Source organism: Streptomyces sp. NPDC021115 (assembly GCF_044333065.1).
GTDB lineage: Bacteria > Actinomycetota > Actinomycetes > Streptomycetales > Streptomycetaceae > Streptomyces.
Genome location: NZ_JBIRQF010000005.1, coordinates 137,486 through 164,164 on the forward strand (window position 1 = coordinate 137,486; position 26,679 = coordinate 164,164).

Below are 26,679 nucleotides of genomic sequence, written 5' to 3' on the forward strand. Positions count from 1 at the left end.
CCGTTGGCGTGGGGGAGACGGCCGCGGTGGGGAGTGTGCGGTGGGGAGCCTCGGACCTCGGATCTCGAACGTCAGACGAGGGCGCTCTTACGGGCCATCCGGCCCGAGAGCTGAATGCGGTCGACCGCGCCCGTGCGTGGGTCGCGCACGAAACGGCCACCGGGAATCCGGCGCCCGGAGGACGGGTCCACCAGGTCGCAGGTCAGGTCCTCGTGACAGACCAGTGGCGCGGGGACGTCACCGTCCACGGACAGAGCGAGGGTGCCGCTGTCGCTCATCGTCACCTGGTACTCGATGTCGCCGTTGAGATAGGTCCCGGTGCACTGTGCCGTCGAGGCCATGGGGGTGGCCGCCGGACGGGGCCTGGCGGGTGTCCCGGGGACCGGGACGCCGGTGAACTCCTCCAGTTCGGCCGAGAGTTCGTGCCACATGTCGGCACCGCTGTTGGAGTTGCTGGTGAACGCCACGACGGTGCGGTTCAGCGGATCGGCCCGCAGATAGCAGGACGTGCCCTGGGCGTTTCCGTCGTGCCCGAACCAGGTCGTCTCTCCCTGCCGGAAAAGCGCGAACCCCAGCCCCCAGCCGTCGGCGAGGACACCGGGGTCGGCACCGGGCACCGGCTGCCGCATCTCCTCCGCCAGCTCCGGCGGCAGCAGCCCGCCAGGCCCTTCGTGGGTGTGGGCCAGGGCCAGCGCCACCAGGTCCTGCGCGCTGGCCATCAGGGCACCGGCCGCGGCCTCCGCCGGGGCGAGGTTCTGCTCGACCGGCCGGGTGCGGCCCGACGCCTTGTTGGCCGAGTGGCCGCGCGCGGCCTGCCGCCAGTCCGCACCGGTCGCGCCGATGAAGGACGGCGCGGTGCCCAGCGGGTCCAGCAGGATGGACCGTACGGCCTCCGCCCAGCTCATCCCGGTGACCGTCTCGATCAGCCGCCCCGCCGCGACATAGCCCGCGTTGGAGTACGAGAAGTCGGTCCCCGGAGCCATCACCAGCGTGCCGTCGGTGCAGTGGGCTTGGAGGTAGCGCGCGGTGGTCAGCGCGGCGACATGGTCGGAGTCGGGCCCGGACGCGAGCCCGGCGGTGTGGCTGAGCACCTGGCGCACGGTGCACGGCGGCCCGGCCCGGCGCAGCTCCGGCACATGGTCGCCGAGCTGGTCGTCCAGCTCCACATCGCCGTCCGCGACGAGGACCATGACGACGGTGGCGGTGTAGCACTTGGTGAGGGAGCCGATGGGCACCGCCGTCTCGGCGCTGAACGGCTCCCCGGTTATGGAGTCCAGCACCCCGGTGTGCACGGCGCGGGTGGTTCCGCCGCTGTGGACGGCGAGTTGGGCTCCGGGCACCTGATGGGCGCGGGCCAGGGCGCGGAGGCGGTCCTCCAGGCGGTGGCCCGCGGTGGGCCGCCGCTCGTGTCCGGACGCTCTCATGGGCCGGTGTAACACGGTGCACTCCTTGCCGCGGATTGTTGGGGACGGAGGGGACGGAGGGGACGGAGGGGACGGATGAGAGGGGCGGGGACGGTCATGGCAGCCGGCTCGTCGCCGTGACGTCCCGGGGGACGATGCGGAAGCTCTGCCAGTGCGTGGGCATCGGGTCCTGGTCCTCGTCCCGGGGCACGTGGTGGTAGTCGACGCTGACCCAGGCGACCGGGTCGGTGACCTTCTCACCGTTGGTGTACTTGTCCACCGAGGCGGCACAGCCCTTCGCGGTGTTGCCGTAGGCCAGCTGCTCGCACTCCCGGTACTGCGAGAAGTACACGTCGTGCCGGGTGAACTTCTCGGTGTCGCTCGGGCCCCGGTACTGGTCGCTGTCGCCGTTGTCGATCTCCCAGGACATGGGGTGGCCGTCGTCGTTCTCGGCCGTCGGGTTCACCACCCGCCAGAAGCGTTCGGGCGCCAGGTCCGCACCCGTCTCCTTGGACAGCTCGGTGCGCTTCATGGTGCGCTTGCCCGTACCGCTGCCCTCGAAGTCGTACTGCTCGACGGCGTTCTTCGACTGGCCGTTCACATCGAAGTCCAGCCGCCAGAAGATGTTGTGCGAGTGGTTCTCGCTGAACCGCTGCGAGCCCACGCCGGTCGGCCATCCGCTGGTCGCGTCGGAGAACGCGAACGGCGAGAGGGAGCCGGAGGCGCCCGCGCGCGGGGTGATGGCACCGTCGTCGGAGAAGTGCCACTCCATGATGTAGTCGTACCAGCCGATCTCGGACACCGAGAACACGGTCAGATCTGTCCCGTGCCGCACGCTCTTCTCCACCGCGCTCTTGTACGCGAACGGCCGCGGCTGCTCCTGGCTGCACATCACGGGCGTCTTCTGGTAGTCCCAGAGCTTGCCGGTGGGGCAGTCGTCCTTCGACAGCTTGGTGAGCGTGCCCTCTTCGAGGTCACCGAAGCCGATGGACGACACGTCGTAGAAGCGCGGCTGGCCGCTGTCGTAGGGAACGTGCACCTCGGCGAGCGACGCGCTCTTCAGCACACGGGTCGGGGTGCCGCGGTTGGGCGTGTACGTCACATCGCTCAGCACCACGCCGGTGCTGCGGTCGATGTTCCAGCACATCTGCCAGCGGGCACCGTTCTTGAGCGTCTGGTCGATGCGGTCGGCCTTCGGGCAGGAGGGCGTCGCCGCTGTCTCCCGGGGCGCGGCGGACGCCGGACCCGGCACCCACAGCGTCAGCAGACCCACCACGGCCATCAGCACCCGGGCACGCCGGAACGAACTGAACACGAACTGAGCTCCCCTCACAGGCCGATGACGGCGGTGCGCCGGGCCGAGAGATCGATGACGATCCTGCTGGTGTCGATCCACTTGCCGCCCGGGATGCGCACGAAGAGCTGGACGCAGCGGTGGGTACCGCACTGCGCCACCTGCGAGGCACCCTTCACGCCCTTGGCGCGGGCCCCGAGGAACGACATGCCCTGGAGCCGCAGCTGGGTGGGCGAGGTCAGCTTCTTCTCCGTCTCCGCCTGGTAGGAGGCGCGCATTCCGTCGCCGAGGCGGCGGTCGGCGAGGATGACCTTCACCGCCTCCCGGACCTCGGCCAGCGTGGGCGGCGGCTGGACCCCGTGCTGGCGGGTCGAGCGCACGACCTTGTCGGAGCGCAGGTCGACGACCCGGGTGATCAGGCTGTCGGAGGCGTAGTCGTACAGCTGGACCTCGGCCTCGCTGTCGGGTGCGGAGGCGGCGGCCGACTTGGCGCGCGCCGGTCGGCGGGTGTCCAGCACCTCGGCGCCGGAGCCGCCGGCGGCGTTCTTCTCCCGGCTTTCGGCCTTCTTCTTCTCGCCCGGGGACGCCTGGGAGTCCTGGGACGCGGACCGGGGTGCGGCGGCGATCCGGGACGCCTCCCGGGTCTCCTTCGACGTCAGCGGCCCGGTGTGGGAGGCGACGCTCGCCGCGGGTGCCGAACCGCCGGGCGGGGACGAGCCGGTCGCCTTCAGCGCCACGATCCCCCCGCCGGTCAGCACCGCCGCCAGGCCCACGGCCGCGGATACGCGCCATCCACGCTTCCGCTGACCGTTCGCGTCGGCCGTACCGTCCCCAGTGGCGTTGATTGTCATCACCCAGCCGTTCCCGTTGTCGGTCAAGTGAGCCCAGGGCAGAGCTCAGTGACAGCAGTCGGCAGGCATCGGGGGTGAGACCGCTGGGGCGTGCGCCGTCTCCTCCGCCTGATGAGCGGGAATCGAGACGCTTCCTCACGCTTCTTACGCCCAGCGCGCGCATCCCCCCGGACTCTGCGCTGTCCACTGTTGGCTCACGTTTTCACCCCTCCGGGCGCGGTAACAGTCGCATTTGTAATGAAGGCACTATGAGAAATGCATGTGCCGCCGGGCAGCATTTCGCCGAGTACCACGATCACAGGGGTGGAACGCTCGACTTCGGGGGAATCCTGTGGGAGGCGGGGCTGCCGCAAAGTGACGGTGCGCAAAGCCGGTCGCCAACTTGTCTGCCATCATGCTCACATGAGTCATTCGATCACCATTCGATGTGACATCTGTGGCGCCACTTGTACATCCGACGCGGCCGACAGCGTGAGCGCGGCGCGAGCGGAGACGGTCCCGCTGAGCTGGACCAGGACGCTCCGGGATGGTCGGGTGATCGATGTGTGCGCCGCCTGCCGGGTACGGGAAAAGGGGCGGCCGGGGGAGCCGGACCGGGAGGCCGGATGCTCGTGTGAGGGCGGAGATCTCTTCGACGTTCTGGGTCATGACAGATTCGGGCATCGGCTGGCCAATACCTTGCTGCGGGCCGGTGTCGACAGTGTCGAACGGTTGTCCAGTCTCTCCGCCCAGCAGTTGCGCGATCTGGAGGGAATCGGAGCCGCGAGCGCGCGGCGCGCACTCAGCTGCCTCCGCTCCGAACCGGGCGGTTAGCGATCTCTTCGAACATTTCATCGGAACTGGAGTTCGGGGAGTGAGAAATCGGCCAAATGATCGATGCGTGCCCATGTCCATGACCCGTACACCGACTGTCGAGCCGATTATCAAGAGGTAAACGTGAACGAATTCCCCGCCACCGTGCCCTCAAACGTCCCCATGTACAGCAGCAAGCGGCACCGCGTGCTCTGGGTCCTGGGCGTGGTGTTCACCGCCGGGCTGCTGGCGCCGCCGCTGTTCCTCGGCGCCGCCAGGAAGGGCATCGTGCGGCACGCCGTCCCCGCCGTCTACGCGGCGGTCATCTACCCGGTCGCGCTCGGCAGGCAGTGGCTGCCCAACCCGGGCAACTGGATCTCATGGGTGCTCGCGGCGGCGGTGCTCACCGCGGCCGCCCACGCCGCGGTCCTGGCCGCCCCCGGGGAGGAGGCCGAGGCGTAGCCGGGGCATAGGCTGGCCGGATGCAGGAGCAGTACCGGACGGTCGCGCGCGAAGGCGTGCACGAGGTCGAGATCAACAAGTCCCGCTTCCTCTGCACGCTCGCGCCCGCCGCGACCGAGCAGGAGGCCCAGGAGGTCATCCAGCGGGTCCGCAAGGAACACCCCGGCGCCAACCACAACTGCTACGCCTATGTCCTCGGCGCCGACGGCGACGTACAGAAGGCGAGCGACGACGGCGAGCCGGGTGGCACCGCGGGCGTACCGATGCTCCAGATGCTGGTGCGCCGGGAGATGCGGTACGTGGTGGCGGTGGTCACCCGCTACTTCGGCGGCGTGAAGCTCGGCGCGGGCGGGCTGATCCGCGCGTACGGCGGAGCCGTCGGGGAGGCGCTGGACGCGCTGGGCACCGTCACCCGGCGGCGGTTCCGCCTCGTCACGGTCACCATCGACCACCAGCGGGCCGGGAAGCTGGAGAACGATCTGCGCGCGACGGGCCGGGTGGTACGGGACGTCCGGTACGCGGAGGCGGTGACCATCGAGGTGGGGCTGCCCGAGGCGGACGTGGCGGCCTTCCGCGGCTGGCTCGCGGACGCCACCGCGGGGACGGCCGGGCTGGAACTGGGCGGTGAGGCATACGAAGAGGCGCCCTGAGCACGACCGGGCAGCGGCTGGACACCCCTAGACCGGTGCCCGGGCGGCGGGCCGGGTGGTGGGCTCCGGGGCGGGTTTGCGGCGCAGCTGCATTCTGGCCGGGCGCCCCGGGCCGCCGGATCCGGCCTTGACCGGGGACCGCAGCCGGATCGCGGCGTCCAGCCCGCCGCCGGGGGCCGCGTTCAGCGTGGCCTCGCCGCCGCTGGCGTGGGCCAGCCGCTGGACCAGCGAGAGGCCGAGGCCGGTGCCGCCCTTGGGGGAGTCGGGGGCCCGCCAGAAGCGGTCGAAGGCACGGCGGCGCTGCTCGGCGGACATGCCCGGGCCCTGGTCGATGACGTGCACCTCGACCCAGGTGGGGCGGCCGTCCCGGTGGAGATGGCGGCGGTCCGGCGCGGCGTGGCGGAGGTCGAGGGTGACGGTGCTGCCGAGCGGTGAGGAACGCAGCGCGTTGGAGAGCAGGTTGTCCAGGATCTGCTCGATCGCCCCGGGTACCGCGAGGGCCTGGCCGACCGGGACGCCGCGCAGGACGAGATGGGCGTGGTGCCTCTCGAACAGCGGGGTCCAGGTGCGCAGCCGCTCGGTGCACAGCTCGTCCAGGTCGACCGGCTCCGGTGTCACCGCGCCCTCCTCCATCCGGGCCATCGCCAGCAGTCCCTCGACCATGCGGGCCAGCCGCTCCGTCTCGGTCGTCGCGGCGGTGAGCTGGGGGCGGGCGTGGTCGGCGAGATCGGGCTCCAGGTTGTCCAGGCGCAGCCGCAGCGCCGCGAGCGGCGTCTTGAGCTGGTGGGACGCCTCGGCCGCGAACGCGCGCTGGGCCTCCAGCAGATGGGCGAGCCGGGCGGCGGTCTGGTTGAAGGTGGCCGCCAGGCTGCGTACTTCGGGCGGGCCCGAGGTCACCGGGGCGGGCGTGGGGGCCTTGCCGTCGGCCAGCCGGTGCGCGAAGCGCTCCAGCTCCACGATGGGACGGCTGGTCCAGCGGGCGAAGACCAGGGACACCACGGCGGCGCCGGTCAGGATCGCCAGCCCGGCCAGGGCAAGCAGCAGCCATGCGCGGTGCACCTTGGAGTGCACCGCGTCGGTGGGCACGGTGAGCCGGACCGCGCCCTGGAGCTGGTCCCCATGGGTGACGGGGAGGGCGATGGAGAGATAGCTGACCCCGCCGATGGTGGAGGTCCGTACGTCGACCGCGCCCCGGCCCCCGAGCGCTGCCGCGATCTCGGGCCGGGACGTCAGGTTCCCCGCCTCGTCGGCGGGGGGCGGATGGGAGGCGGCGAGCACTCTGCCGTCGGCGGCCACGATGAGCACTTCGCCGCCGATGCGCTGGGCGCAGTGCAGGACCCGGGCCGGAAGTTCACGGTCCTGCCGGCCCGCCATGATGGACAGCGAGGTGTACGCGGACACCGACTCGGCCTCGTCCTCGGCCGCCGCGATGACCCGCTCCTTCTCGGACCGGCTGTAGATGTAGCCGAGCGGGATCTCGAAGCACAGCAGGACCAGGACGGCGAGGCTCAGATAGCCGAGCAGCAGACGACGGGTCACGGCCGGGCGGCCTCCGGAACTCCGGTGTGCACGGCGAGGCGGAAGCCGACGCCGCGCAGGGTCTGGATCCAGGCCGGGTCGCCCAGCTTGCGGCGCAGGGTGGCGATGTGCACGTCCAGGGTCTTGGTCGGCCCGTGGAAGTGCGGGTCCCAGACCCGGTCGAGGATCTGCTGCCGCGAGTACACGGCGCCGGGGTCCTCGGTGAGCAGGGCCAGCAGCTCGAACTCCTTCGGCGTGAGGGCGACCGGGGCGCCGCCGACCCACACCTGCCGGGTCCTGCGGTCCACGATCAGCGGCTCCTGGCCCTCCAGCGTCTGGTGCTGGACCGGCGCCGGGGCGGGGGCCTGCGCCGGTCCCGGTTCGAAGACCGGCGGGGGAGGAGCGGGGGTGGGCGCGGTGGCCGCCGGGGCGGTGGGCGCGGTCTCGACGCGCTGGGTGCGGCGGGTCACGGCGCGGATGCGGGCGATCAGCTCCCGCATGCTGAATGGTTTCGCCAAGTAGTCGTCAGCTCCCAGTTCCAGCCCGAGCACCCGGTCGGCCTCCTCACCGCGCGCGGTGAGCATGATGATGGGTACGTCGGAGACCTGGCGGATGCCGCGGCAGACGTCGATGCCGTCCATGTCCGGCAGTCCCAGGTCGAGCAGAACGATGTCCCCGTACGGCCCTTCAAGACCGGCGGCACCCGTGCCCACATGACTGGCCGTCAGCCCGTATCGCCGTAAACCCTCCACAAGGGGTTCGGCGATCGTCTCGTCGTCCTCGATCAGCAGCGCTCGTACGGTCATGGGTCCTGTCTACCGCAGCGCCGGATGCGCGTCCCGGTTTTTGTAATGTTGCGAGTGCGCTCCCGAATATTGGGGAAGAACTTGCCATGCTCTAGTGTTCGTTTAGCACTCACCTGACCCATGCCTCCCTACGGTGAATGCATCTCATGGCAATCACCCGTCAGGGAGGCATGATGCAGACTCTGCTCGAACACGCCCGCTCATTCCGGCGCCGTGCCGATTTCGACAGCGGCGCCTATCGGAAACTGGCGGACGGTCAATCCCCGCAGGCCCTGTTCATCACCTGCTCGGATTCCCGCGTCATTCCCGCGCTCATCACGGGGGCCCGGCCCGGTGAGATTTTCGAGCTGCGCAACGCGGGAAACATCGTGCCGCCGCACGGAATGCATCTGGTCTCCGGCGAGGCCGCCACCATCGAATACGCGCTGGAGGTGCTGGGCGTCAAGGACGTCATCGTCTGCGGCCATTCGCACTGCGGCGCCATGGGGGCGCTGGCCTCCGGGGCGGACCTGTCCCAGATGCCCGGGGTCGGCGCCTGGCTCGATGTCGCCCGGCCCGGACTGACCCCCAAGCTCGGTTCCACCGAAGAGGATCCGTGCATGAGGGAATTGGCTCAGCTGAATGTCCGTAATCAACTGGACGCGCTCAAGGAATATCCCTCCGCCCGGCGCCGGCTGGAGAATGACCAACTGCGGCTGCACGGCTGGTTCTATCAGGTCGACAGCGCCGAGTTGTGGGAACTCGAAGCGGACGGCGACTTCCGGGTGCACCCATGACGACCGGACGCCATGCGCGAGGCCGCGCCCCCACGGGTGCTGCCGGGCCGTCGATATACGTCGACGACTGGCCCGCCCAAAGTCCGGCCCACGCCCCACCGCATGCTCCTGATGACGGGATCGGTCCGGCTACGGAAACCTTCGAGCCGATAAAAGGGATGGTTAAGACTCCCGGTGGCGGGGCCGGTGCTGGTCCCGCCACCGGGGCGGCACCCCACCCCCGCGCGGGTGCCGCAGGTCCCGGCGGACGCGACGCCAACGGGCGTGCGCCCAAGGGCGGCATGTTCGCCGGGGCCAACCTCGGTACCGAGATCAGCGCCTCGCTCGTCGTCTTCCTGGTGGCCCTGCCGCTGTGCATCGGCGTCGCCGTCGCCTCCGGCGCCCCCGCCGAACTCGGCATCATCACCGGCGTCATCGGCGGCCTCGTCGTCGGCATGACCCCGGGCAGCACCCTCCAGGTGAGCGGGCCCGCCGCCGGGCTCGCCGCGCTCGTCGCCGAGACGGTGGAGGCACAGGGCATCGCCATGCTCGGCGTGATCGTGCTGGGCGCCGGAATCCTCCAGATCCTACTGGGGCTGATCCGCCTCGGCCGGATGTTCCAGGCCACCTCCGTCGCCGTCGTGCAGGGCATGCTCGCCGGAATCGGCCTGCCGCTGATGGTCAGCCAGTCGTATCCGCTGGCCGACAACAAGGCCCCCGGCACGCCCATCGAGAACATGCTCGCCTTCCCCGGGCTCGTCGCCGACACCCTGGCGAACCCGCAGGCGGCCATCGCCGCCGGGCTCGGCATCGCCACGGTCGTCCTCAGCTTCGTCTGGAAGAAGGTGCCGGCGCCCGTCAACAAGATCCCGGCCGCGCTGGTCGCCGTCGGCCTCGGCATCGGGATCGCCGCGCTCCCCGGCGTGGAGGTGAAGACGCTCCAGGTCGGCAATCTGCTGGCCGCCATCCAGGTCCCGGGCCCCGAGCAGTTCGCCGGGCTCGCCGACCCCGCGATCCTCACCGCCATCGTCACCTTCACCGTCATCGCCTCGGCGGAGAGCCTGTTCACGGCCGCCGCCGTGGACCGGATGCACGACGGCAAGCGCACCCAGTACAACAGCGAGCTGATCGCCCAGGGCGCGGGCAACACGATCTGCGGCCTCCTCGGCTCGCTCCCCATGACCGCCGTCGTCGCCCGCAGCTCGGCCAACGTCCAGTCCGGCGCCAAGACCCGGCTCTCCCGCACGCTGCACGGCCTGTGGCTGCTCGGCTTCGCCCTGCTGCTGCCCAGCGTGCTCGCCCTGATCCCGATCTCGGTGCTGGCCGGTGTCCTCGTCCACAGCGGCTGGAAGCTGCTCGCCCCCGAGCAGTTCCCGAAGATGTGGCACCAGGACCGCGGCGAGTTCTTCGTGATGACCGCCACCACGCTCGCCATCGTCGCCACCGCCCTGCTGGAAGGGGTGCTGATCGGGCTCGCGGCCGGAATCGTGCTGGCCGCGCTGCGGATGTCGCAGACCTCCGTCGAGCACACCATCGAGGGCGACAGCGCCAAGGTCGTCATGAAGGGCAACGCCACCTTCCTGCGGCTGCCGAACCTCATCGACGCGCTCGAGGCCGCCGGCGGCTCCGGGAAGCAGCGGATCCGGCTCGATCTGATGGGCGTCACGCATCTGGACCACGCCTGCCGCAACCAGGTCGAGGAGTTCGTCGCCCAGAAGCGGGCCACCCCGGGGGTCCGGGTGGAACTGCTGATGCCGAACGAACTCGAGGTGCCGAAGGCGAAGGCGGCGGCCAAGGAGAAGGAGTCCGCGCCGCAGCAGCCGGAGACGACGGCCGAGCCGTCCGCCGGTCCCGGCCCCACGGCCGAGTGGTACTACCTCGACCCCAGCCCGGTGGAGGATCACTACGACAGCCACCACGACGGTTACCACGACGGTCACCAGCACGCGTACGGCACGGGCTACGGCACCGGCTACCCCGAGGGCGTCGACCTCTTCGACGACCACCGCTGGGGCGAGACGCGCAGGTAACACGGGTACAAAAGCGAGGTCCGTGCGAACCCGGGCACCGATCACGGTTAACGTGGTCGGTGCCCGTAGCGCTGATCCGGTACGGGCGCGTTGCTGACCAATGGGGTGGAGGAAGGACGAACGTGCGGGCCGGAGTCGATCGTTGAGAATTCTGCACACCTCCGACTGGCACCTCGGACGGTCCTTCCACCGCGTGAGCCTGCTCGCGGCGCAGCGGGAGTTCCTCGACCACCTCATCGCGACCGTGCGGGAGCGGGAGGTGGACGCCGTCCTCGTCGCGGGCGACGTCTACGACCGGGCCGTACCGCCGCTCGCCGCCGTCGAGCTGTTCGACGACGCCCTGCACCGGCTCGCCGGCCTCGGCGTGCCGACCGTCATGATCTCCGGCAACCATGACTCCCCGCGGCGGCTGGGCGTCGGCGCCGGGCTCATCGAGCGGGCCGGGATCCATCTGCGCACCGACCCCGCCGGATGCGGCACCCCCGTCGTGCTCGCCGACCGCCACGGCGACGTGGCCTTCTACGGGCTGCCGTACCTCGAACCCGGCCTGGTGCGCGAGACGCTTGACGCCCCGGCGGCGGGCCACCCGGCCGTCCTCGGCGCTGCCATGGACCGGGTGCGCGCCGACCTCGCCGCCCGGCCGCCCGGCACCCGGTCCGTCGTCCTCGCCCACGCCTTCGTCACCGGCGGCGCGGTCAGCGACAGCGAACGGGACATCACGGTCGGCGGCGTCGCCTCCGTCCCCGCCGATGTCTTCGACGGCGTCGACTATGTGGCGCTCGGGCATCTGCACGGCTGTCAGACCCTCACCGAGCGGATCCGCTACTCCGGCTCGCCGCTCGCGTACTCCTTCTCCGAGGCCGCGCACCGCAAGTCCATGTGGCTCGTGGACCTGGACGCCGCCGGTGCCGACGGCGCGATCGGCGCCGCCGAGCGCGTCGACTGCCCCGTACCGCGCCCGCTGGCCCGCCTCCGCGGCCACCTCGACGACCTGCTCGCCGACCCGGACCTCGCCCGCCACGAGGCGGCGTGGGTCGAGGCGACACTGACCGACCCGGTGCGTCCGTACGAACCGATGGCCCGGCTCGCGGCGCGCTTCCCGCACGTCCTCAGCCTGGTCTTCGACCCGGAGCGGCCTCCCGACGACCCGCTCGCCTCGTACGCGCAGCGGCTGCGCGGCCGGACCGACCGGGAGATCGCCGAGGACTTCGTGGCCCACGTACGGGGCGGGCGGGGCCCGGACGGCCGTGAGTCCGTGCTGCTCGGCGACGCCTTCGAGGACGTGCGGACGGAAGGGGAGGACCCGCGATGAGGCTCCACCGGCTGACCGTCACCGCCTTCGGCCCCTTCGGGGCCACTCAGGCGGTCGACTTCGACGAGCTGTCCGCCGCCGGGCTCTTCCTGCTGCACGGGCCCACCGGCGCGGGCAAGACGTCCGTCCTCGACGCCGTCTGCTACGGCCTGTACGGGCAGGTCCCCGGCGCCCGGCAGGGCAGCGGGCTCTCCCTGCGCAGCGACCACGCCGAGCCGCTGACCCCGACGGAGGTCGTCCTCGAACTCACCGTCGGCGAACGCCGTTTGGAGATCACCCGCCGCCCCGAGCAGCCCCGCCCCAAGAAGCGGGGCACGGGCGTGACCCGCGAGAAGGCGCAGAGCCACTTGCGGGAGTACGACGCCGACTCCCGCACCTGGAAGGCGCTCAGCCGCTCGCACCAGGAGATCGGCGCGGAGATCGAACAGCTGCTGGGCATGAGCAGGGATCAGTTCTGCCAGGTGGTGCTGTTGCCGCAGGGCGACTTCGCCCGCTTCCTCCGCGCGGACGAACCGGCCCGGGCCAAGCTGCTGGGCAAGCTCTTCGACACCGGCCGCTTCGCCGCCGTCGAGGAACGGCTCGCCGAGCTGCGGCGGGCCGCCGAGAAGCGCGTCATCGGCGGCGACGAACGGCTCCTCGCACTCGCCCACCGCATGGCCCAGGCCGCGGGCCGCTCCGCCGAACTGGACGCCCACCCGCTCCCCGAGGCCGCCGCCGGAGCCCCCGGTCTGGCCGACGCCGTCCTGGAGTGGGCCGCCCTCGCCCGCGCGGGCGCCCGCGAACGCCGGGACATCGCGGCCTCCGCGCTGCGCGGCACCGAGGCCCTGCACGAGGCCGCCCGGCGGGCGGCCGACACGGAGAGGGAGCGCGCCGAACTCCAGCGCCGCCACGCCGACGCGCGGCGCCGCGCGGACGACCTGGAGCTGCGCCGGGCCGAACGCGAGCGGCTGCACGCCCTCTTGGAGCGCGCCCGAGCCGCCGACGCCGTGGCCCCCGCGCTCCACCTCCGCACCACCGCGGCCCAGGCCCACCACCAAGCCACCACCACCGAACGCCAGGCTCGCACCCACCTGGCCACCGACCCGGCCCTGGACGCTCTCGACGCCGCCCACCTCCCGGCCCCGCGCTCGCCGGGCGACGCACCGGCACGTGGCGCGCATGAGGACGACGGGTCCGAGGCGCACGAGTGCGCCCCTGGGCGGGGTGGTCCGGCAGGCCCGCCAGGAGCCGCGGGGGCGGTACCGCCCCCGCGTGAGGCCCAGCCGTCCGGCGAGCCGCGTGCCCAGCGGGGCACGGGGGCCGCCGGTGGGGAGGACACCTCAGGACCGCGCCAGGACGTCGCCGAGCGGGAGGGCGACGGTGGGCCGCTGGCCGAGGCCGGGGCCGAGGTGTTGGCTCGGGCCGAGCGGTGGGTGCGGGGGGAGGTGGGGGCGTTGGCGGCGGCTCGGCGGGGCGAGGCCCGGGCACGGGCCGTGGCCACGGAGATCGCCGAGCTGGACCGCGAGGCGCGGGCCGACGACGAGGCCGTCGAGGAGGCCGCCGCCTGGCTCGCCGGTTGGGAGTCGGCGCGCCTCGCCCATCAGGCGCGTATCGAGGCCGCGCAGGAGGCCGCCACCCGCGCCGAACAGCTCGGCGCCCGGATCGAGCCCGCCGAGCGGCGGCTCGACGCCGCCCGCGAGCGCGACCGGCTCGCCGCGCTGGCGGAGGCGGCGCGGGAGGAGCTGTTGCGGTGCCGGGAGCGGGCGGGCGCCGCCCGGGAGAGCTGGCTGGACCTCAAGGACCGGCGGCTGCGCGGGATCGCCGCCGAGCTGGCGGCCGGGCTGCGCCCTGGGGAGCCGTGCGCGGTGTGCGGGGGCTGCGAGCACCCGAGCCCGGCGCGCCCGGGAGCGGGGCATGTGGACCGCAGGGCGGAGGAGGCCGCGCTGGAGGAGTATCAGCGGGCCGAGGCGGGCCGCGAGGAGGCCGAGCGCCGTTCGCAGCGGCTGAAGGAGGCGCTGGCGGGCGCGGAGGCCGGGGCGGACGGCGGCGCGGTGGAGGCGCTGGACCATGCCCTGGCCGAGCTGCGCGCCGCGTGCGCCGAGGCCCGCGACGCGGCCGCCGACGGGCACGACGCCCGCGCGGCCCTCGACCGGGCCGAGGGCGAGCACGCCCGGCGGCTGGCCCAGCGGCAGGAGGCGGAGCGGCGTTCGGCGGCCCGTACGTCGCACCGCGAGGCGCTGGCCCGGGAGCGGGCCGGGCTGCAGGCCGAGCTGGAGGAGGCCCGCGGCGGGGACGCCACGGTGGCCGACCGCGCGGACCGGCTGGAGCGGCAGGCCGCGCTGCTGGCGCGGACGGCCGAGGCGGTACGCGACGCGGAGGCCGCAGCCCGGCGGCTGAAGGAGGCCGACGCACAGCTCGCCGACGCGGCGTACGGCGCGGGCTTCGACACACCGGAGGCCGCGGCCGAGGCCGTACTCCCCGCGGACCGGCGGCGCGAGGCGCAACACCGGCTGGAGCAGTGGCAGACGGAGGCGGCGGCCGTCGCGGCCGAGCTGGCCGATCCCCGGCTCGCCGCCGCGGCGCAGGAGCCGCCCGCCGACCTCGCGGGCGCCCGGGCCGCCGCGGACGCGGCCACCCGCGCCCTGCGCGACGCCTCGGCGGCCGACGCGGCGGCCCGTACCCGCTGCCAGGAACTGGACGGACTGTCAGCACAGGCCGTCGAGGACGCCCGGCGGCTCGCCCCGCTGCGCGAGGAGTACGACCGGATCGCCCGCCTCGCCACCCTCGCCGCGGGCACCTCAGCCGACAACGAGCGGCGGATGCGGCTGGAGGCGTATGTGCTGGCCGCGCGGCTGGAGCAGGTCGCGGCCGCGGCCAGCGCGCGGCTGCGGCACATGTCCTCCGGGCGCTACACGCTGGTGCACTCCGACGCCCGGTCGGGCGGCCGTGGCCGCTCGGGGCTCGGGCTGCACGTCATCGACGCCTGGACGGGCCGCGAGCGCGACACCGCCACCCTCTCCGGCGGCGAGACCTTCTTCGCCTCGCTGTCCCTCGCGCTCGGGCTCGCCGATGTCGTCACCGACGAGGCGGGCGGGGTCCGGCTGGACACGCTCTTCATCGACGAGGGCTTCGGCAGCCTGGACGAACAGACCCTGGACGAGGTTCTGGACGTCCTGGACTCGCTGCGCGAACGGGACCGTACGGTCGGCATCGTCAGCCACGTCGCGGATCTGCGCCAGCGGATCCCGGCACGGCTGGAGGTGGTGAAGGGCCGCGAGGGATCGACGGTCCGCCACCGCACCGCGGCCCCCGCGCTCGGGTGAGCGCCGGGTGGCGAGGGCGCTGGGGTGTGCGCCCTGAGTCGCCTGTGTGCGTCGTGGGTGAATGCCCGGGCGGGCGTCCTGGTGCGCGTCGCGGGGTGAGCCCCCCGACGTGAGCGCTGCGGGGGGCTTGCACCGGCGGTGTGCGTCGCCGGGTGAGGCCCCGGGACCCCGGTGTGCGTCGTGGTGTGCACCGCCCGGCGTGAGCCCCGGCGCGCGCGATGGGGCGGCCACCCAGCGCGGCCGCGCCGTGAGCGGCGGCCCCGGGCCCTGGCCCGGTCACCGCGGGCGTCGGCGGCTCCGGCCCGGTCAGCCCAAGGGAGCGTGGCGATAGAGGTGCAGGTCGCCGCGGTCCGCCTCGCGTGAGAAGTCCGCTCGGAGCAGCACCCGCTGGGAGGGGATGTTCCACGGCTCGGTGGTCGCGATGACGGTGTGGACCTCCGGCTGCTCCGCGGTCCACTCCATCAGCAGCCGCAGCGCACCGGTCGCCCAGCCCGCGCCGCGCGCCGAGTGGGACAGGTCGTAGCCGACCTCCACCTCGCCCTCGTCGGGGTCGGGCGGGCCGTGGAAGCCGATGCTGCCGAGGGCGACGCCGTCCTCGGCACGCAGGATGGCGAAGATGCCCCAGGGGGAGCGGTGGTACCCCGCAGCCGCGGCACGGCTGGTCATCGCGGCGGCGCCGATCGACGCCTCGCCGGGGACGCCGTCGATCCAGTTCAGGTCGCCGGGCTTGCCGTCGGCGACGACGGCCGCGTCCCGGGGGGTGTGCTCGCGCAGCGTCACCCGGCGGTTCCACAGCACGAACCGGCCGTTCTCGTGCGCCTGCTGGTACGCCACGTGGGGCCCCTCCTCCGCCGGGGCGCGGCGCGGATTCGCGCGGCCCAGCGCGACTGTACTCGGCAAGACACCCCCTAGCGCGCGGCGGCCGTCGTGAGGGCGGTGAACAGGGGCTTGGCATCGGTGGTCCGGGGCAGGCCGCTGACCTGGCCGTCTCCGGCCTCGACCACGCGCCAGCGGCCGTCCTCGTGGAGGGCGAGGTCCGTGGTGATGAAGCGGCAGGCCAGCTGCCGGACGGCGGGGGCCACCTCGGACAGATCCGGGGCGGGGGCCTGGCCGGGCGTGTCGGGGTGGGGGCCTATGAGGGCGGGTTCGCCGTCGAGCCACCAGACCCGGGCCTCGCCCACCGGCTGGTACGGCTCGTAGACGCGCAGCACCACACCCCCGGTGAGGTGGTCGCCCTGGAACTCCACGAAGCGGGCGACGACCGACGCCAGCCGGGCGGTGTCGGCGAGGTCGGGGACGTAACACGCCTCGGACCACTCGTGCTTGCGGGACTTGACCCAGTCCTTCACCACCGCCGGGCCCGCGCCGCCGAGCCGCGCGGCGAGCCGCGCCAGCTCGTCCGGCGCCACCGCCCGCCCGGGCGGCAGCGGCAGCCAGGCGCTGCGCGGCGTCAGCGGGGCGAAGACGTCGTACCAGCCGGGGAGTTCATGCGCGGTGCGGTACCGCTCGGGCGAGGTGAGCAGGGTGTGGCCGCGGTCGGCGAGGGCGGCGGACAGTTCGGCGTACCGCCCGGCGGGCAGCATCCAGCCGCGGTACCAGACGGGCCCGGCGCCGCGCTCGCCCCGCGGTACCGCGCGCACCGCGCCCGCCGCGTCCCCGGAGGTCAGGGCCTCGTGGTCGACCAGGGCGACCACCGCCCCGGTCGCCCGCACGGCCCGGGCCTCGTCGGCGAACTCGGGGTCGACGCGGCGCGGCGCCAGCGGATCGCGGGAGAACAGGAACACGGGACGCATGAGACGGACGATAGGAACCGGGGCGGCCGGGGCACAACACCGTTCCGGCCGCCCGGTTCCCGGCCCGTCAGAGCGCGGACAGCTCCGTCACCAGGTCGTCCAGGCCCAGCGACCCCTGGGACAGCGCCGCCATGTGCCACTTCTTGGCGTCGAAGGCGTCGCCGTGCGCCTTGCGGGCGGCCTCCCGCCCGGTCAGCCAGGCCCGCTCGCCGAGCTTGTAGCCGATGGCCTGGCCCGGCATGCCGAGGTAGCGGACCAGCTCGCTGTCGAGGAAGTCCGCGGGGCGGCCGCAGTGCTGCCCGAAGAACTCCCGCGCCAGCTCCGGCGTCCAGCGCTCACCGGGGTGGAAGGGGGAGTGGCCGGGGATCTCCAGCTCCAGGTGCATGCCGATGTCGACGATCACCCGCAGCGCCCGCATCATCTGCGCGTCGAGGTAGCCGAGCCGCCGCTCGGGGTCGGTCAGGTAGCCCAGCTCGTCCATCAGCCGCTCCGCGTACAGCGCCCAGCCCTCGGCGTTGGCGCTGACCATGCCGACCGTGGCCTGGTAGCGGGAGAGCCGGTCGGCGACGTGCGCCCACTGGGCGAGCTGGAGATGGTGGCCGGGGACGCCCTCGTGGTACCAGGTCGAGACCAGGTCGTAGACGGGGAAGCGGGTCTCGCCCATGGTGGGCAGCCAGGTGCGGCCGGGGCGGGAGAAGTCCACCGACGGCTGGGTGTAGTACGGGGCGGCCGCGCTGCCCGGCGGGGCGATCATCGACTCGACCCGCTTGACCCGCTCGGCGAGGTCGAAGTGGGTGCCGTCCAGCTGCTCGATGGCCTCGTCCATCAGCCCCTGGAGCCAGACCCGGGTCTCCTCGACGCCCTCGATGTGCGCGCCGTGCTCGTCAAGGTGGCGCAGCGCCTCCCACGGGGTGGAGCCGGGCAGGATCTTCTCCGCCTCGGTGCGCATCTCGGCGTGGATGCGGTGGTATTCGGACCAGCCGTACGCGTACGCCTCGTCCAGATCCAGATCGGTGCCGTTCCACATCCGGGCCCAGCGCTGGTAGCGCTCGCGCCCCACCACCTCCGGGGCACCCTCGACGCCCGGTCCGTAGACATCGCGCAGCCAGTCGCGGAGGGCGACCAGCGCCTCGGTGGCGACGGCCGCGGCCTCGGCCAGCTCGGTGCGCAGCGCCTCCGGGCCCTCGGCGGTGAAGTCGGCGAACCAGCTGCGCTCGGTGCCGATCCACTCGTCCAGCTGCCCGAGGACCGTGGCCACCTGCCGGGGGCCCGCGGGCAGCTCGCGCCGCAGCCCCTCGGCGAGCGAGGCGCGGTAGCCCTCCAGCGCCCCGGGTACGGCGCGCAGCCGGGCCGCGATCGCCGACCAGTCCTCGTCGGTGGCGGTCGGCATCACGGTGAAGACGCTGCGCACCGAGTGCAGCGGGGAGTGCAGATTGCTGATCGCGCGCAGCGGCTCATCGGCCTCGTGCACGGCGAGGTCGGCGGTCAGCCGCTCCCGCAGCAGCCGTCCGCAGCGCCGCTCGGCGTCGCTGTCCCCACCGGGCCGCGCCTCGGCCTCGGCCAGCCGGTCCAGGGTGGCGCGCGCCAGCTCGGCGGCGGCCTCGGAGCCCGCGGGGGAGAAGTCGGGCAGTCGGCGTGCGCTCTCGGGAACGCCCAGGTAGGTGCCGGTGATCGGGTCGAGTTCGATGAGGGCGTCGACGTAGGCGTCGGCGACCTGGCGGGGCAGCGGAGCGTTCTTGGAATCGGACATGGGGCCATCCTCGTACGGCGGGGGGCACGGCGTCATCCGCGCCGGGCCGCGCCGCACCCGCCGCGCCCCCGGGCCCGCGGCGGGCTGTCACGACGGTCGGACGACGGCCCCGGGCGCTCAGTGGCCGCCGTGCGGGGCCGGTGCGGGCACCTGCGCCGGGGTGAGCTGGGCGGTGACCACGAGCGTGCCCTGCTCGATCTGGTAGTCCAGCGGCAGCCTGAGCGCGCGCATCGCCGCGACCATCCCGGTGTTGGCCGACTGGGTGACCGCGTAGACGCATCCGCTGCCCGTCTCGGCGGCCATCGCGATCAGCCGCCGCAGCAACTCCCCGCCGATGCCGCGGCGCTGCCACGCGTCCTCGACGATCAGCGCGACCTCGGTCTCGTCGCCGTCCCACAGCAGATGGCCGAGCGCGACCAGCCGCCCGGAGGCGGTGTACGCGGCGAGGGTGCGGCCGAAGCGGGGGCTGAGCAGATGGTCCAGATAACGGTCGGCGTCGCCGACCGGGCCGTGGTAGCGCAGCCCGAGGGTGGCGGGCGAGCACCGCTGGTGCATCGCGCGGGCCGCGGCCAGGTCCCGGGTGTCGGCCCGGCGCACGGTGACCTCGTTGCCCTCGGGGAGGGTCAGCACATCGCGGCGGTGCGGCAGCCGTGGCCCGAGCCGGGAGTCCAGCTCGACCAGCGCGCGGGCGCGCGCGAACTCGGTCGGGGTGAACGGCAGATGGGGCCGCTCGATGGTGAGCGCCCCGCCGGAGGCGTCCCGCAGCCGCATCACGGTCTCCTCCAGCACCCCTTCGACCGGCGGCGCGTCCTGGAGCGGACGGCTGCCGAGCGAGGTGGCCGGAAGCGAGTGGATGGTGCAGCGGCCGAGCAACTGGCGCAGCGCGAGCGGAAGTTCGGCGCCGTCCAGCGCGGTACGGGTCGCCAGCGTCAGCACCCGGGTCGGGGCGTCCACCAGATCGTGGGTGTCGGCGCGCTCGATCCAGGTGTCGCCGCCGCCCCCGGCGGCGATCGCGCCCTTCAGGTCGTCGACGGTCACGGCGGCGGGGGCGCGCAGCAGGAACTCGTCCACGGTCCCCTCGGCCAGCGGATGGGTCTGCAACGACAGGATGTCGACCCGGTGACCGGCGAGCGCCCCGCACAGCGCGGCCAGGGTGCCCGGCTCGTCCCGTACGGTCGTCCTCATCCGCCACAGCGTGGTGGCGGCGTCGTGGTCATCGGTGGGCTGTGTGCTCTCCGGGGCGCCCGCGGTCCCGGCCGCGCCGGTCCGCGACGGGTCCACGGGCTCCGGTGAGGATTCCGCCACCGGCGGGGCGTGGCCGTGTAGTCGGCGCCACCAGGCGGGCAGCCGCCAGCGGTCGCGGGGCGGTGGGGTGGGGCCGTGGTCGTGTGTCGCTCGAGGGGTCATGGAAAACAGCCTCGCGCAACGGTGTTGCGTGATCACAAACGCTCTGTGACCTATGGGTTAAGTGTGCATCTGATCGGAGAAGCTCGTTTTGTCCGAGATTGAAAAGATGAGGGATTACCTATTCCCCGGCCGCCAGCCGCCGCAATACCCGCCCGCAGCGCCGCGCGTACGCCCGCTGGAAGTACGGCACCAGCGGCGCCGCCGCCCGGGTCAACCGTACCGCCGGGCGGCTGAACGCCGTGACCGTCAGCCACACCGAGCCGTCCCGCTCCAGGCTCACCACGAACGACTCCTCGCCGCGCTCCGGATGGCCCGGCAGCGTCCCGTACGCGAAGCCGGCGGCCGTCGCGTCCGCCACCGTCCACACCACCTCGCACGGCGCGCGCAGCCGCAGCGGCCCGGCGCCCAGCCCCACCACGACCGTCCGCCCCTCGGCGGCGGGCCCCCGCGCGCTGACCGTGACACCGACCGCCCGGTGCATCCGCCAGTCCAGGACCGCGCGCCCGGCGGCCTCGAACACCGCCTGGCCCGTCCCGATCCGGGTCCGCACCCGCAGATGGCCGTACCCGGCGGGCAGCGGATCGCGCCGGGTGGCGCCCACCTCCGGATAGGTGAGGCGGGAGGGCGGAACGGAGGAGGTCATGGGCCGTACGGTACGCGTCCCCGGAGGCTCCGCCGGGGACGCGTACCGTGACCCGTGGGACTACTGGCCGACCAGGCCCGGCTTGAGTGCCTTGGTGTACAGCACCTTGCCGCCGATCTCCAGCAGCCGGACCGTCAGCTCGCCGCTGTCGCCGTCGATCTCGACCTCGCCGTAGAACTGGTAGCCCTCGGCGGGCGAGACGTTCGCCCGGTCCGGCGCCTTGAGATACGGCTGCTCCGGGCCGAACGTGCCGTCCAGCTTCACCGCCGGGAACGAGCCCGCGTTGATCGGGCCGGTCACGAACTCCCAGAACGGCGCGAAGTCCTTGAACGCCGCCCGCGACGGGTCGTAGTGCTGCGCCGAGGTGTAGTGGACGTCCGCCGTCAGCCACACCGTGCCGGTGATCTTCTGGTGCTTGATGTACCGGAGCAGCTCCGCCAGCTGGAGCTCACGGCCGAGCGGGGCGCCCGGGTCGCCCTGCGCCACCGCCTCGAAGTCGCTCGTCCCGTCCGGGACCACCAGCCCCAGCGGCATGTCGCAGGCGATGACCTTCCACACCGCCCGCGACCGCGACAGCTCCCGCTTCAGCCACGTCAGCTGCTCGGCGCCCAGGATGCCCTGGGTGTCCTCCGGCTGGCGGCCGGGCGAGTTGGCGTCCCGGTACGTACGGCAGTCCAGCACGAAGACGTCCAGCAGCGGGCCGTGGTGCTGCACCCGGTACACCCGGCCGCTGGCGTCCGGCCGCAGCGTGCTGATCGGGAAGTACTCGGCGAACGCCTGCCGGGCGTGGGACGCCAGCACGTTCACGTTCTTCTCGGTGTAGCGGTCGTCGGCCAGGATCTCGCCCGGGTACCAGTTGTTCAGGACCTCGTGGTCGTCCCACTGGGTGATGGTGGGCACCTCGGCGTGGAACCGGCGCAGATTGGCGTCCAGCAGGTTGTAGCGGAAGTTGCCGCGGTACTCGTCGAGGGTCTCGGCGACCTTGGACTTCTCCGGCGTCATGATGTTGCGCCAGGTCGAGCCGTCGGGGAGCTTGACGGTCTCGGTCAGCGGGCCGTCGGCGTAGATGTTGTCGCCGCTGCACAGGAAGAAGTCCGGGTTGCGGCGGCGCATCTCCTCGAAGACGCGGTAGCCGCCGCGGTCCTGGTCGATGCCCCAGCCCTGCCCCGCCAGGTCGCCCGACCAGACGAAGCGCACACCCTCGCGGCGCTCCGGCACCGTACGGAACGTCCCGTACACCGGCTCACCGGTGCGCCGCGGGTCCTCCGGGTCGGCGAGCAGCACCCGGTAGTGCACCTGGCTGCCGGACGGCAGCCCGTGCAGCGCGGTGCGGCCGGTGAAGTCGGTGCCGGGCCCGAGGAGCGGCCCCTGCCAGCGGCGCGGACGCGTGAAGGACTCCGTCGCGGAGGTCTCCACGATCATCCGGGCCGGGCGGTCGGAGCGCACCCACACCAGCCCCGACGACGTCGTCACATCCCCCGTCTGCACGCCCCACCGGGCGCCGGGGCGGCCCGAGAGCGCCTGCGCGGGCGCCGCCGACGCCACGCCCGACGCGGCGGCGGGCAGTGCCAGCGCCGCGGACGCGGCCGCGGAGCCCTGAAGTACCGTCCGCCGCCCGATGCCTCTGCCGGATTCCCTCGCCATGGTGGAGCCTCCCGTTACTCGTAGAACAGCTGTGCCGGTCTGTTGCTATCGGTGCGAGGTGCCTCATTCCCGAACGCGCAGTGAACAGCGCCCTTTTTTGAGGCTCGGTTCTCCCCGGCTACCGCTGGGAGGTGCCCCCGCCGGGGCGCCCCCAGCTACCGCTGGGAGGTTCCCCCAGCCGGAAGAACGGGGTTACCCGAGCGTCGGACGCGCCCAAGGGCCTACAGCCCGCCCGCCACCCGCAGCACGGCGCCCGTCGTGTACGACGCCTCGGGGGAGAGCAGCCACGCCACCGCGCCCGCGATCTCCTCCGGCTCGCCCGGCCGCCGCATCGGCACCCGGTCCCGATTCCGCCACGGCCGCTCCGGGTCGCCCATCTGCGCGTGGATGTCGGTCAGCGTCATGCCCGGCTGGACCGAGTTGACCCGGACCCCCTCCGCCGCCAGCTCCTTCGACAGGCCCACCGTCATCGCGTCCACGGCCGCCTTGCTGGCCGCGTAGTGCACGTACTCCCCGGGGCTGCCGGTCGTCGCCGCACCGGAGGAGATGTTGACGATGGCGCCGCCGCGACCGCCGTGGCGGGTGGACATCTCGCGCGCGGCGCGCCGCGCGCACAGCAGGGCGCCGGTCACATTGACGTCCACGACCCGCCGCATCACCTCGGGCGACGTCTCGGTGAAGCGGCCCAACGGCCCGGTGACCCCGGCGTTGTTGACCAGCCCGGTGATCGGGCCCAGCTCCTCCCGCACCGCGTCGAACATCGCCTCGACCTGCTCCTCGACGCTGGTGTCGGCCTGCACGACGGCGGCCCGCACCCCCTCGGCGCGCACCTGCTCCGCGCACCGCTCGGCGGCCTCCCGGGCCTGCTCGTAGCCGATGGCGACGCTGTGCCCGGCACGGGCCAGCCGCACCGCGACCGCCGCCCCGATGCCCCGACTGCCGCCCGTCACCACGGTGATCTGGTCCACTGCCTCAGCTCCCGCCCCGTTTTGCCCCGATGGAATGATCACCGACGATAGCTGATCGTGCATTGGTCTTGACCAAGGGTGGCCCCCGCCCTATGGTCGCATTGATACTGCAACAATGTTTAATAAATAAGCACGCATAAAGAAGCAGGGGGAGATCAGGGTGGGGACCTCACAGCTCGACTCGGTACCGGAGCCGAAATACTGGCATTTGAAGACGGTGCTCAGCGACGCGCTCGACTCGGAGTTCGCGGTCGGGGAGATCCTGCCCAACGAACGTGAGCTGGCCGCCCGCTTCGGCGTCGCCCGCGCCACCCTCCGGCAGGCCCTGGAACAGCTGGAGCTGGAGGGCAGGCTTCAGCGCCGCCGCGGTGTCGGCACCACCGTCGCCCCGCCGCGCGTCGGCGTGGCCGTCGGGGACTACACCCACACCTGGACGGAGGCGGGCGAGGACGCCTGGGCCTGCGTCGACAGCGTCGAGGCGGTGCCGCCCGCCGCGATCGTGCGGCTCCTGGACACCGAGCCCGACGCGCCCGTGCACCAGGTGCGGCGCACCCGGGTGAGCCAGGGCCAGCCGCTCGCCGCCGAGCTGCTGTACGTACCGGCCGCGTCCGTGCCCGGCCTCGCCGCCATCGACACCCCCAGCGGGCTGTCCCGGGCCCGTGCCGTCTTGCGCGAGCTGGGCCGGTTGAAGCTGGAGGGGCGGGAGCAGTCGGTGGAGCTGGGGTCGGCCCGGGCGGACGACGCCAAGGAGCTGGACCGGCTGCCCGGTGCCCCCGTCCTCATCGTGACCACCCGCTACGTCGCGGACCACCGCACCGTGGCGGTCGCCGTGGCCACCTACCGCGCCGACACCTGCCGTCTCACCTTCGGCGACCCGAGCGGCGTCGAGCTGCTGGCGGGCTGACCGGCGGGCTGATCCGGGCCACGTCCGCGGGCCTCGAAGCCCGCGGGCGGCACCGCAAGAGCCTCAGCGGGCGGCGCGGCGCGCGGTGACCGTGCCGTCCACCGCGAAAAGCTCCGCCTCCACATGGTCCAGCGCCAGCCGCAGCGCGCCCGTCGTCACCGCGTCCTCGCCCAGCAGCGACTGGGTGACCTGCGGCGGGCGCAGACAGTAGCGGGCCAGCTCGTCGCGGAGCGGGTCCAGCATGCCGTCCAGACCCGCGGCCCAGCCGCCCACCACGACCACCTCCGGGTCGAGCGCCAGCACCAGGGCCGCCGTGTCGTGCACCAGCCGCCGGACGAAGCGGTCCACGGCCGCGCGCGCCCGGACGTCCCCGTTCCTGGCGAGCGCGAAGACCCGTACGACCTGCGCCTCGTCCAGCGGGTTCAGCGGTTCGCCGGTGGTGGACAGCACCTCTTCCGGGCTGGCCTCGCGGCCCAGCAGATGCAGCGCGCCGATCTCCCCGGCGGCGCCGCCGTAGCCGCGGTGCAGCCGCCCGCCGATCAGCGATCCGGCGCCGGGGCTCAACCCGGCCAGCACGAAGACCACATCGTCCGAACCGGTCGCGGCGCCCCTCCAGTGCTCGGCCACGGCCGCGGCGTTCGCGTCGTTCTCCACCAGCACCGGGCACTGGAAGGAGCGCCGCAGATGCTCGCCGAGCGGCAGGCCCGTCCAGCCCGGCAGGGCGGTGCACAGATGGACCGTGCCGTCGGCCTCCACGATGCCGGGGCTGCCCACCCCGACCGCCCGCAGCGACTGGGGCTCGACCCCGGTGCGCCCGAGCAGTTCCGCGGCGGCGGTCCGCACCCGCTCCAGCCGCTCGTCCGCCGTCGCCTTCTCGGACACCTCGCGCACCGCCCTGCCGAGCGCGCGCCCGTCCAGATCGGACAGCAGGGCGGCGACCCGGTGCGCCCCTATCTCGATGCCCAGCAGATGCCCGGCCTCGGCGCGGAAGCGGAAGCGGCGCGCGGGGCGGCCCTGGCGGCGGACCCCGCCCTCCTCGGCGGGCACCTCCGCCGCGAGCCCGCTGTCGATCAGCCCGTCGACCACGCCCTCGACCGTGGGCCGGGACAGCCCGGTGGCCAGGGTGAGATCGGTGAGGGACGCGCAGCCGGGGCCGCCCTCCGGGGCGTCAGGCGAAGCGGAAGCGGTCGCGGCGCGCAGCGCCTGGAGCACCACGGCGGAGTTGATGCGCCGCAGCAGGGACGGATCCCCACCGGTCAGCCGCCCCACGTCGGCCCCCCTCCAGTGCGTGTGTGCCGGATCGTATCCGCTGGCGGCGTGCACGGCGAGCCACCCGCGGACCCCTGCACACCTTGCCATCTGACGGGCGGCCAGATGTCGGTCCGGGGCTGTTTACTGATGACATGACCAGTACGGCGGACCACCTGGCCACGATCGACGCCCTGCGCGCCCGGGACTTCCCGGCGCAGCGCCGCGGCGCGGGGTTCCATGTCGCCGACCTCCGGGTGAGCGAGGACTTCTGGGACGCGGATCTGACCCGGGTGGAGGAGGTGCTGGAGGAGTTCGAGGCCGAGCTGAGCGTCCTGATCCAGGTGCTGACCTTACGGTGGGGCGCCCCGCGCGTCCTCGACCTCGGCGACACCCTGGAGCGCTCGGCGATGGGGGAGCCGGTTGCGCCGCCGCTCGACGCCCTGTGCGGCTATGTGCCCGAGCTGCACGTCTGGCGCGTGGACGGCCGCTGGGTCGGGATCGGCGTGGGACAGGGCGACCGTGAGCTGCCGTTCCAGCTGGTGGTGGTGATAGGTGAGGACGACGGGGACGACGACGGCTGACGCCGTCAGGCGCCGTCCTCCGCCCACGCGGCGGCGCGCAGCCGGGCGTACTCCTCGGCCATCGCCGCCGCCGTCCAATGCGCGTTGAGCCCGCTGGGGTTGGGCAGGGCCCAGATGCGGGTGTCCCCGATCGTCCGCTCCTGCGGGCCGATCGCCGCCCGCTTGTCGCCGAACGCGACCCGGTAGGCGGTGACGCCCGCCACCGCGAGCCAGCGCGGCCGCAGGCGGCGGACCTTCTCCTCCAGTATCCGGCCGCCCTCCCGGTACTCCTCGTGGGTCAGCTCGTCGGCACGCGCACTGGCCCGGGCGACCACATTGGTGATGCCCAGGCCGTACGACGGCAGTTCGCCCTGTTCGGAGGGGTGGAGCTGCCGCGGGGTGAACCCCGACGCGTGCAGGACGGGCCAGAACCGGTTGCCGGGGCGGGCGAAGTGGTGGCCGGTCGCGGCGGTCATCAGCCCGGGGTTGATCCCGCAGAAGAGGACCCGCAGACCGTCCCCGACCACATCGGGCACGATGCGGTCGCGGGCGGCCTCCAGCTCGTCGGGGGTCGGCGGCACGGC

At 73.3% G+C, this 26,679-nt stretch carries 23 protein-coding genes; 9 read left to right on the forward strand and 14 right to left on the reverse strand.

Features of this window, described 5'->3' with window-relative positions; translation table 11 throughout:
• Positions 1-71 precede the first annotated feature (71 nt).
• The 3 genes from ACH4TL_RS18115 to ACH4TL_RS18125 form a co-directional block, all read right to left on the reverse strand.
• Positions 72-1,424 (reverse strand): serine hydrolase domain-containing protein, encoded by a 1,353-nt coding sequence (locus tag ACH4TL_RS18115; protein WP_398315145.1) that lies wholly within the window; start codon positions 1,422-1,424, stop codon positions 72-74.
• Positions 1,425-1,518: 94 nt separating this feature from the next.
• Complete coding sequence (locus ACH4TL_RS18120; protein WP_398315147.1) at positions 1,519-2,718, reverse strand: copper amine oxidase; 1,200 nt, start codon at positions 2,716-2,718, stop codon at positions 1,519-1,521.
• 14 nt (positions 2,719-2,732) lie between these two features.
• Positions 2,733-3,575, reverse strand: coding sequence for a hypothetical protein (locus ACH4TL_RS18125; RefSeq protein WP_398315149.1), 843 nt, complete (start codon positions 3,573-3,575; stop codon positions 2,733-2,735).
• 375 nt (positions 3,576-3,950) lie between these two features.
• On the opposite strand from ACH4TL_RS18125, the gene ACH4TL_RS18130 reads away from it, so the two are divergent.
• The 3 genes from ACH4TL_RS18130 to ACH4TL_RS18140 all read left to right on the forward strand — a co-directional run bounded on the left by ACH4TL_RS18130 (position 3,951) and on the right by ACH4TL_RS18140 (position 5,452).
• Positions 3,951-4,361, forward strand: coding sequence for a helix-hairpin-helix domain-containing protein (locus ACH4TL_RS18130; protein ID WP_398315151.1), 411 nt, complete (start codon positions 3,951-3,953; stop codon positions 4,359-4,361).
• Between the two features lie 123 nt (positions 4,362-4,484).
• Complete coding sequence (locus ACH4TL_RS18135; protein ID WP_398315153.1) at positions 4,485-4,802, forward strand: hypothetical protein; 318 nt, start codon at positions 4,485-4,487, stop codon at positions 4,800-4,802.
• 20 nt (positions 4,803-4,822) lie between these two features.
• A complete protein-coding gene (locus ACH4TL_RS18140; protein ID WP_398315155.1) occupies positions 4,823-5,452 on the forward strand; it encodes a YigZ family protein in 630 nt (209 codons plus the stop codon).
• Between the two features lie 27 nt (positions 5,453-5,479).
• Here the strand turns inward: ACH4TL_RS18140 and ACH4TL_RS18145 are convergent, their stop codons facing one another.
• Together ACH4TL_RS18145 and ACH4TL_RS18150 are read right to left on the reverse strand one after the other, a co-directional pair.
• On the reverse strand, positions 5,480-6,991 hold the full coding sequence (locus ACH4TL_RS18145; RefSeq protein WP_398315157.1) for an ATP-binding protein: 1,512 nt from the start codon (positions 6,989-6,991) through the stop codon (positions 5,480-5,482).
• The gene (locus ACH4TL_RS18150; RefSeq protein ID WP_398315159.1) at positions 6,988-7,776 is read right to left on the reverse strand and encodes a response regulator transcription factor; all 789 of its coding nucleotides are present in this window, start codon (positions 7,774-7,776) and stop codon (positions 6,988-6,990) included. The genes ACH4TL_RS18145 and ACH4TL_RS18150 overlap by 4 nt, the downstream gene beginning before the upstream one ends.
• A gap of 173 nt (positions 7,777-7,949) precedes the next feature.
• Between ACH4TL_RS18150 and ACH4TL_RS18155 the strand changes: the two genes are divergently transcribed.
• The 4 genes from ACH4TL_RS18155 to ACH4TL_RS18170 all read left to right on the forward strand — a co-directional run bounded on the left by ACH4TL_RS18155 (position 7,950) and on the right by ACH4TL_RS18170 (position 15,175).
• Positions 7,950-8,552, forward strand: coding sequence for a carbonic anhydrase (locus ACH4TL_RS18155; protein ID WP_398316026.1), 603 nt, complete (start codon positions 7,950-7,952; stop codon positions 8,550-8,552).
• A gap of 281 nt (positions 8,553-8,833) precedes the next feature.
• The gene (locus tag ACH4TL_RS18160) at positions 8,834-10,561 is read left to right on the forward strand and encodes a SulP family inorganic anion transporter (RefSeq protein WP_398316028.1); all 1,728 of its coding nucleotides are present in this window, start codon (positions 8,834-8,836) and stop codon (positions 10,559-10,561) included.
• Between the two features lie 142 nt (positions 10,562-10,703).
• Positions 10,704-11,873 carry an exonuclease SbcCD subunit D gene (locus tag ACH4TL_RS18165; RefSeq protein WP_398315161.1) on the forward strand — a complete coding sequence of 390 codons (1,170 nt, stop codon included), beginning with the start codon at positions 10,704-10,706 and terminating at the stop codon, positions 11,871-11,873.
• On the forward strand, positions 11,870-15,175 hold the full coding sequence (locus ACH4TL_RS18170; protein WP_398315163.1) for an AAA family ATPase: 3,306 nt from the start codon (positions 11,870-11,872) through the stop codon (positions 15,173-15,175). The genes ACH4TL_RS18165 and ACH4TL_RS18170 overlap by 4 nt, the downstream gene beginning before the upstream one ends.
• 306 nt (positions 15,176-15,481) lie before the next feature.
• Here ACH4TL_RS18170 and ACH4TL_RS18175 read toward each other — a convergent pair whose 3' ends face one another.
• The 7 genes from ACH4TL_RS18175 to ACH4TL_RS18205 form a co-directional block, all read right to left on the reverse strand.
• Positions 15,482-16,075: a GNAT family N-acetyltransferase gene (locus ACH4TL_RS18175; protein ID WP_398315165.1), complete on the reverse strand. Its 594-nt coding sequence runs from the start codon at positions 16,073-16,075 to the stop codon at positions 15,482-15,484.
• 8 nt (positions 16,076-16,083) lie between these two features.
• The gene (locus tag ACH4TL_RS18180; RefSeq protein ID WP_398315167.1) at positions 16,084-16,968 is read right to left on the reverse strand and encodes an ATP-grasp domain-containing protein; all 885 of its coding nucleotides are present in this window, start codon (positions 16,966-16,968) and stop codon (positions 16,084-16,086) included.
• A 67-nt stretch (positions 16,969-17,035) separates the two neighbouring features.
• Positions 17,036-18,718, reverse strand: coding sequence for a DUF885 domain-containing protein (locus ACH4TL_RS18185; RefSeq protein WP_398315169.1), 1,683 nt, complete (start codon positions 18,716-18,718; stop codon positions 17,036-17,038).
• A 117-nt stretch (positions 18,719-18,835) separates the two neighbouring features.
• Positions 18,836-20,125 carry a GNAT family N-acetyltransferase gene (locus tag ACH4TL_RS18190; protein ID WP_398315171.1) on the reverse strand — a complete coding sequence of 430 codons (1,290 nt, stop codon included), beginning with the start codon at positions 20,123-20,125 and terminating at the stop codon, positions 18,836-18,838.
• 118 nt (positions 20,126-20,243) lie between these two features.
• Entirely contained in the window at positions 20,244-20,768 is a 525-nt protein-coding gene (locus ACH4TL_RS18195; protein WP_398315173.1) for a DUF1990 family protein, read from the reverse strand.
• Between the two features lie 60 nt (positions 20,769-20,828).
• On the reverse strand, positions 20,829-22,412 hold the full coding sequence (locus tag ACH4TL_RS18200; RefSeq protein WP_398315175.1) for an alkaline phosphatase D family protein: 1,584 nt from the start codon (positions 22,410-22,412) through the stop codon (positions 20,829-20,831).
• Between the two features lie 221 nt (positions 22,413-22,633).
• A complete protein-coding gene (locus tag ACH4TL_RS18205) occupies positions 22,634-23,380 on the reverse strand; it encodes an SDR family oxidoreductase (protein WP_398315177.1) in 747 nt (248 codons plus the stop codon).
• Between the two features lie 160 nt (positions 23,381-23,540).
• Between ACH4TL_RS18205 and ACH4TL_RS18210 the strand changes: the two genes are divergently transcribed.
• Positions 23,541-24,284 (forward strand): GntR family transcriptional regulator, encoded by a 744-nt coding sequence (locus ACH4TL_RS18210; RefSeq protein ID WP_398315179.1) that lies wholly within the window; start codon positions 23,541-23,543, stop codon positions 24,282-24,284.
• Positions 24,285-24,347: 63 nt separating this feature from the next.
• On the opposite strand, the gene ACH4TL_RS18215 is transcribed toward ACH4TL_RS18210, so the two are convergent.
• Positions 24,348-25,553 (reverse strand): ROK family protein, encoded by a 1,206-nt coding sequence (locus tag ACH4TL_RS18215; RefSeq protein WP_398315181.1) that lies wholly within the window; start codon positions 25,551-25,553, stop codon positions 24,348-24,350.
• Positions 25,554-25,687: 134 nt separating this feature from the next.
• Here ACH4TL_RS18215 and ACH4TL_RS18220 point away from each other — a divergent pair, with 134 nt between their 5' ends.
• Positions 25,688-26,116, forward strand: coding sequence for a hypothetical protein (locus ACH4TL_RS18220; RefSeq protein ID WP_398315183.1), 429 nt, complete (start codon positions 25,688-25,690; stop codon positions 26,114-26,116).
• A 5-nt stretch (positions 26,117-26,121) separates the two neighbouring features.
• On the opposite strand, the gene mug is transcribed toward ACH4TL_RS18220, so the two are convergent.
• Positions 26,122-26,676: a G/U mismatch-specific DNA glycosylase gene (mug, locus tag ACH4TL_RS18225; RefSeq protein ID WP_398315185.1), complete on the reverse strand. Its 555-nt coding sequence runs from the start codon at positions 26,674-26,676 to the stop codon at positions 26,122-26,124.
• Positions 26,677-26,679: the final 3 nt, after the last annotated feature.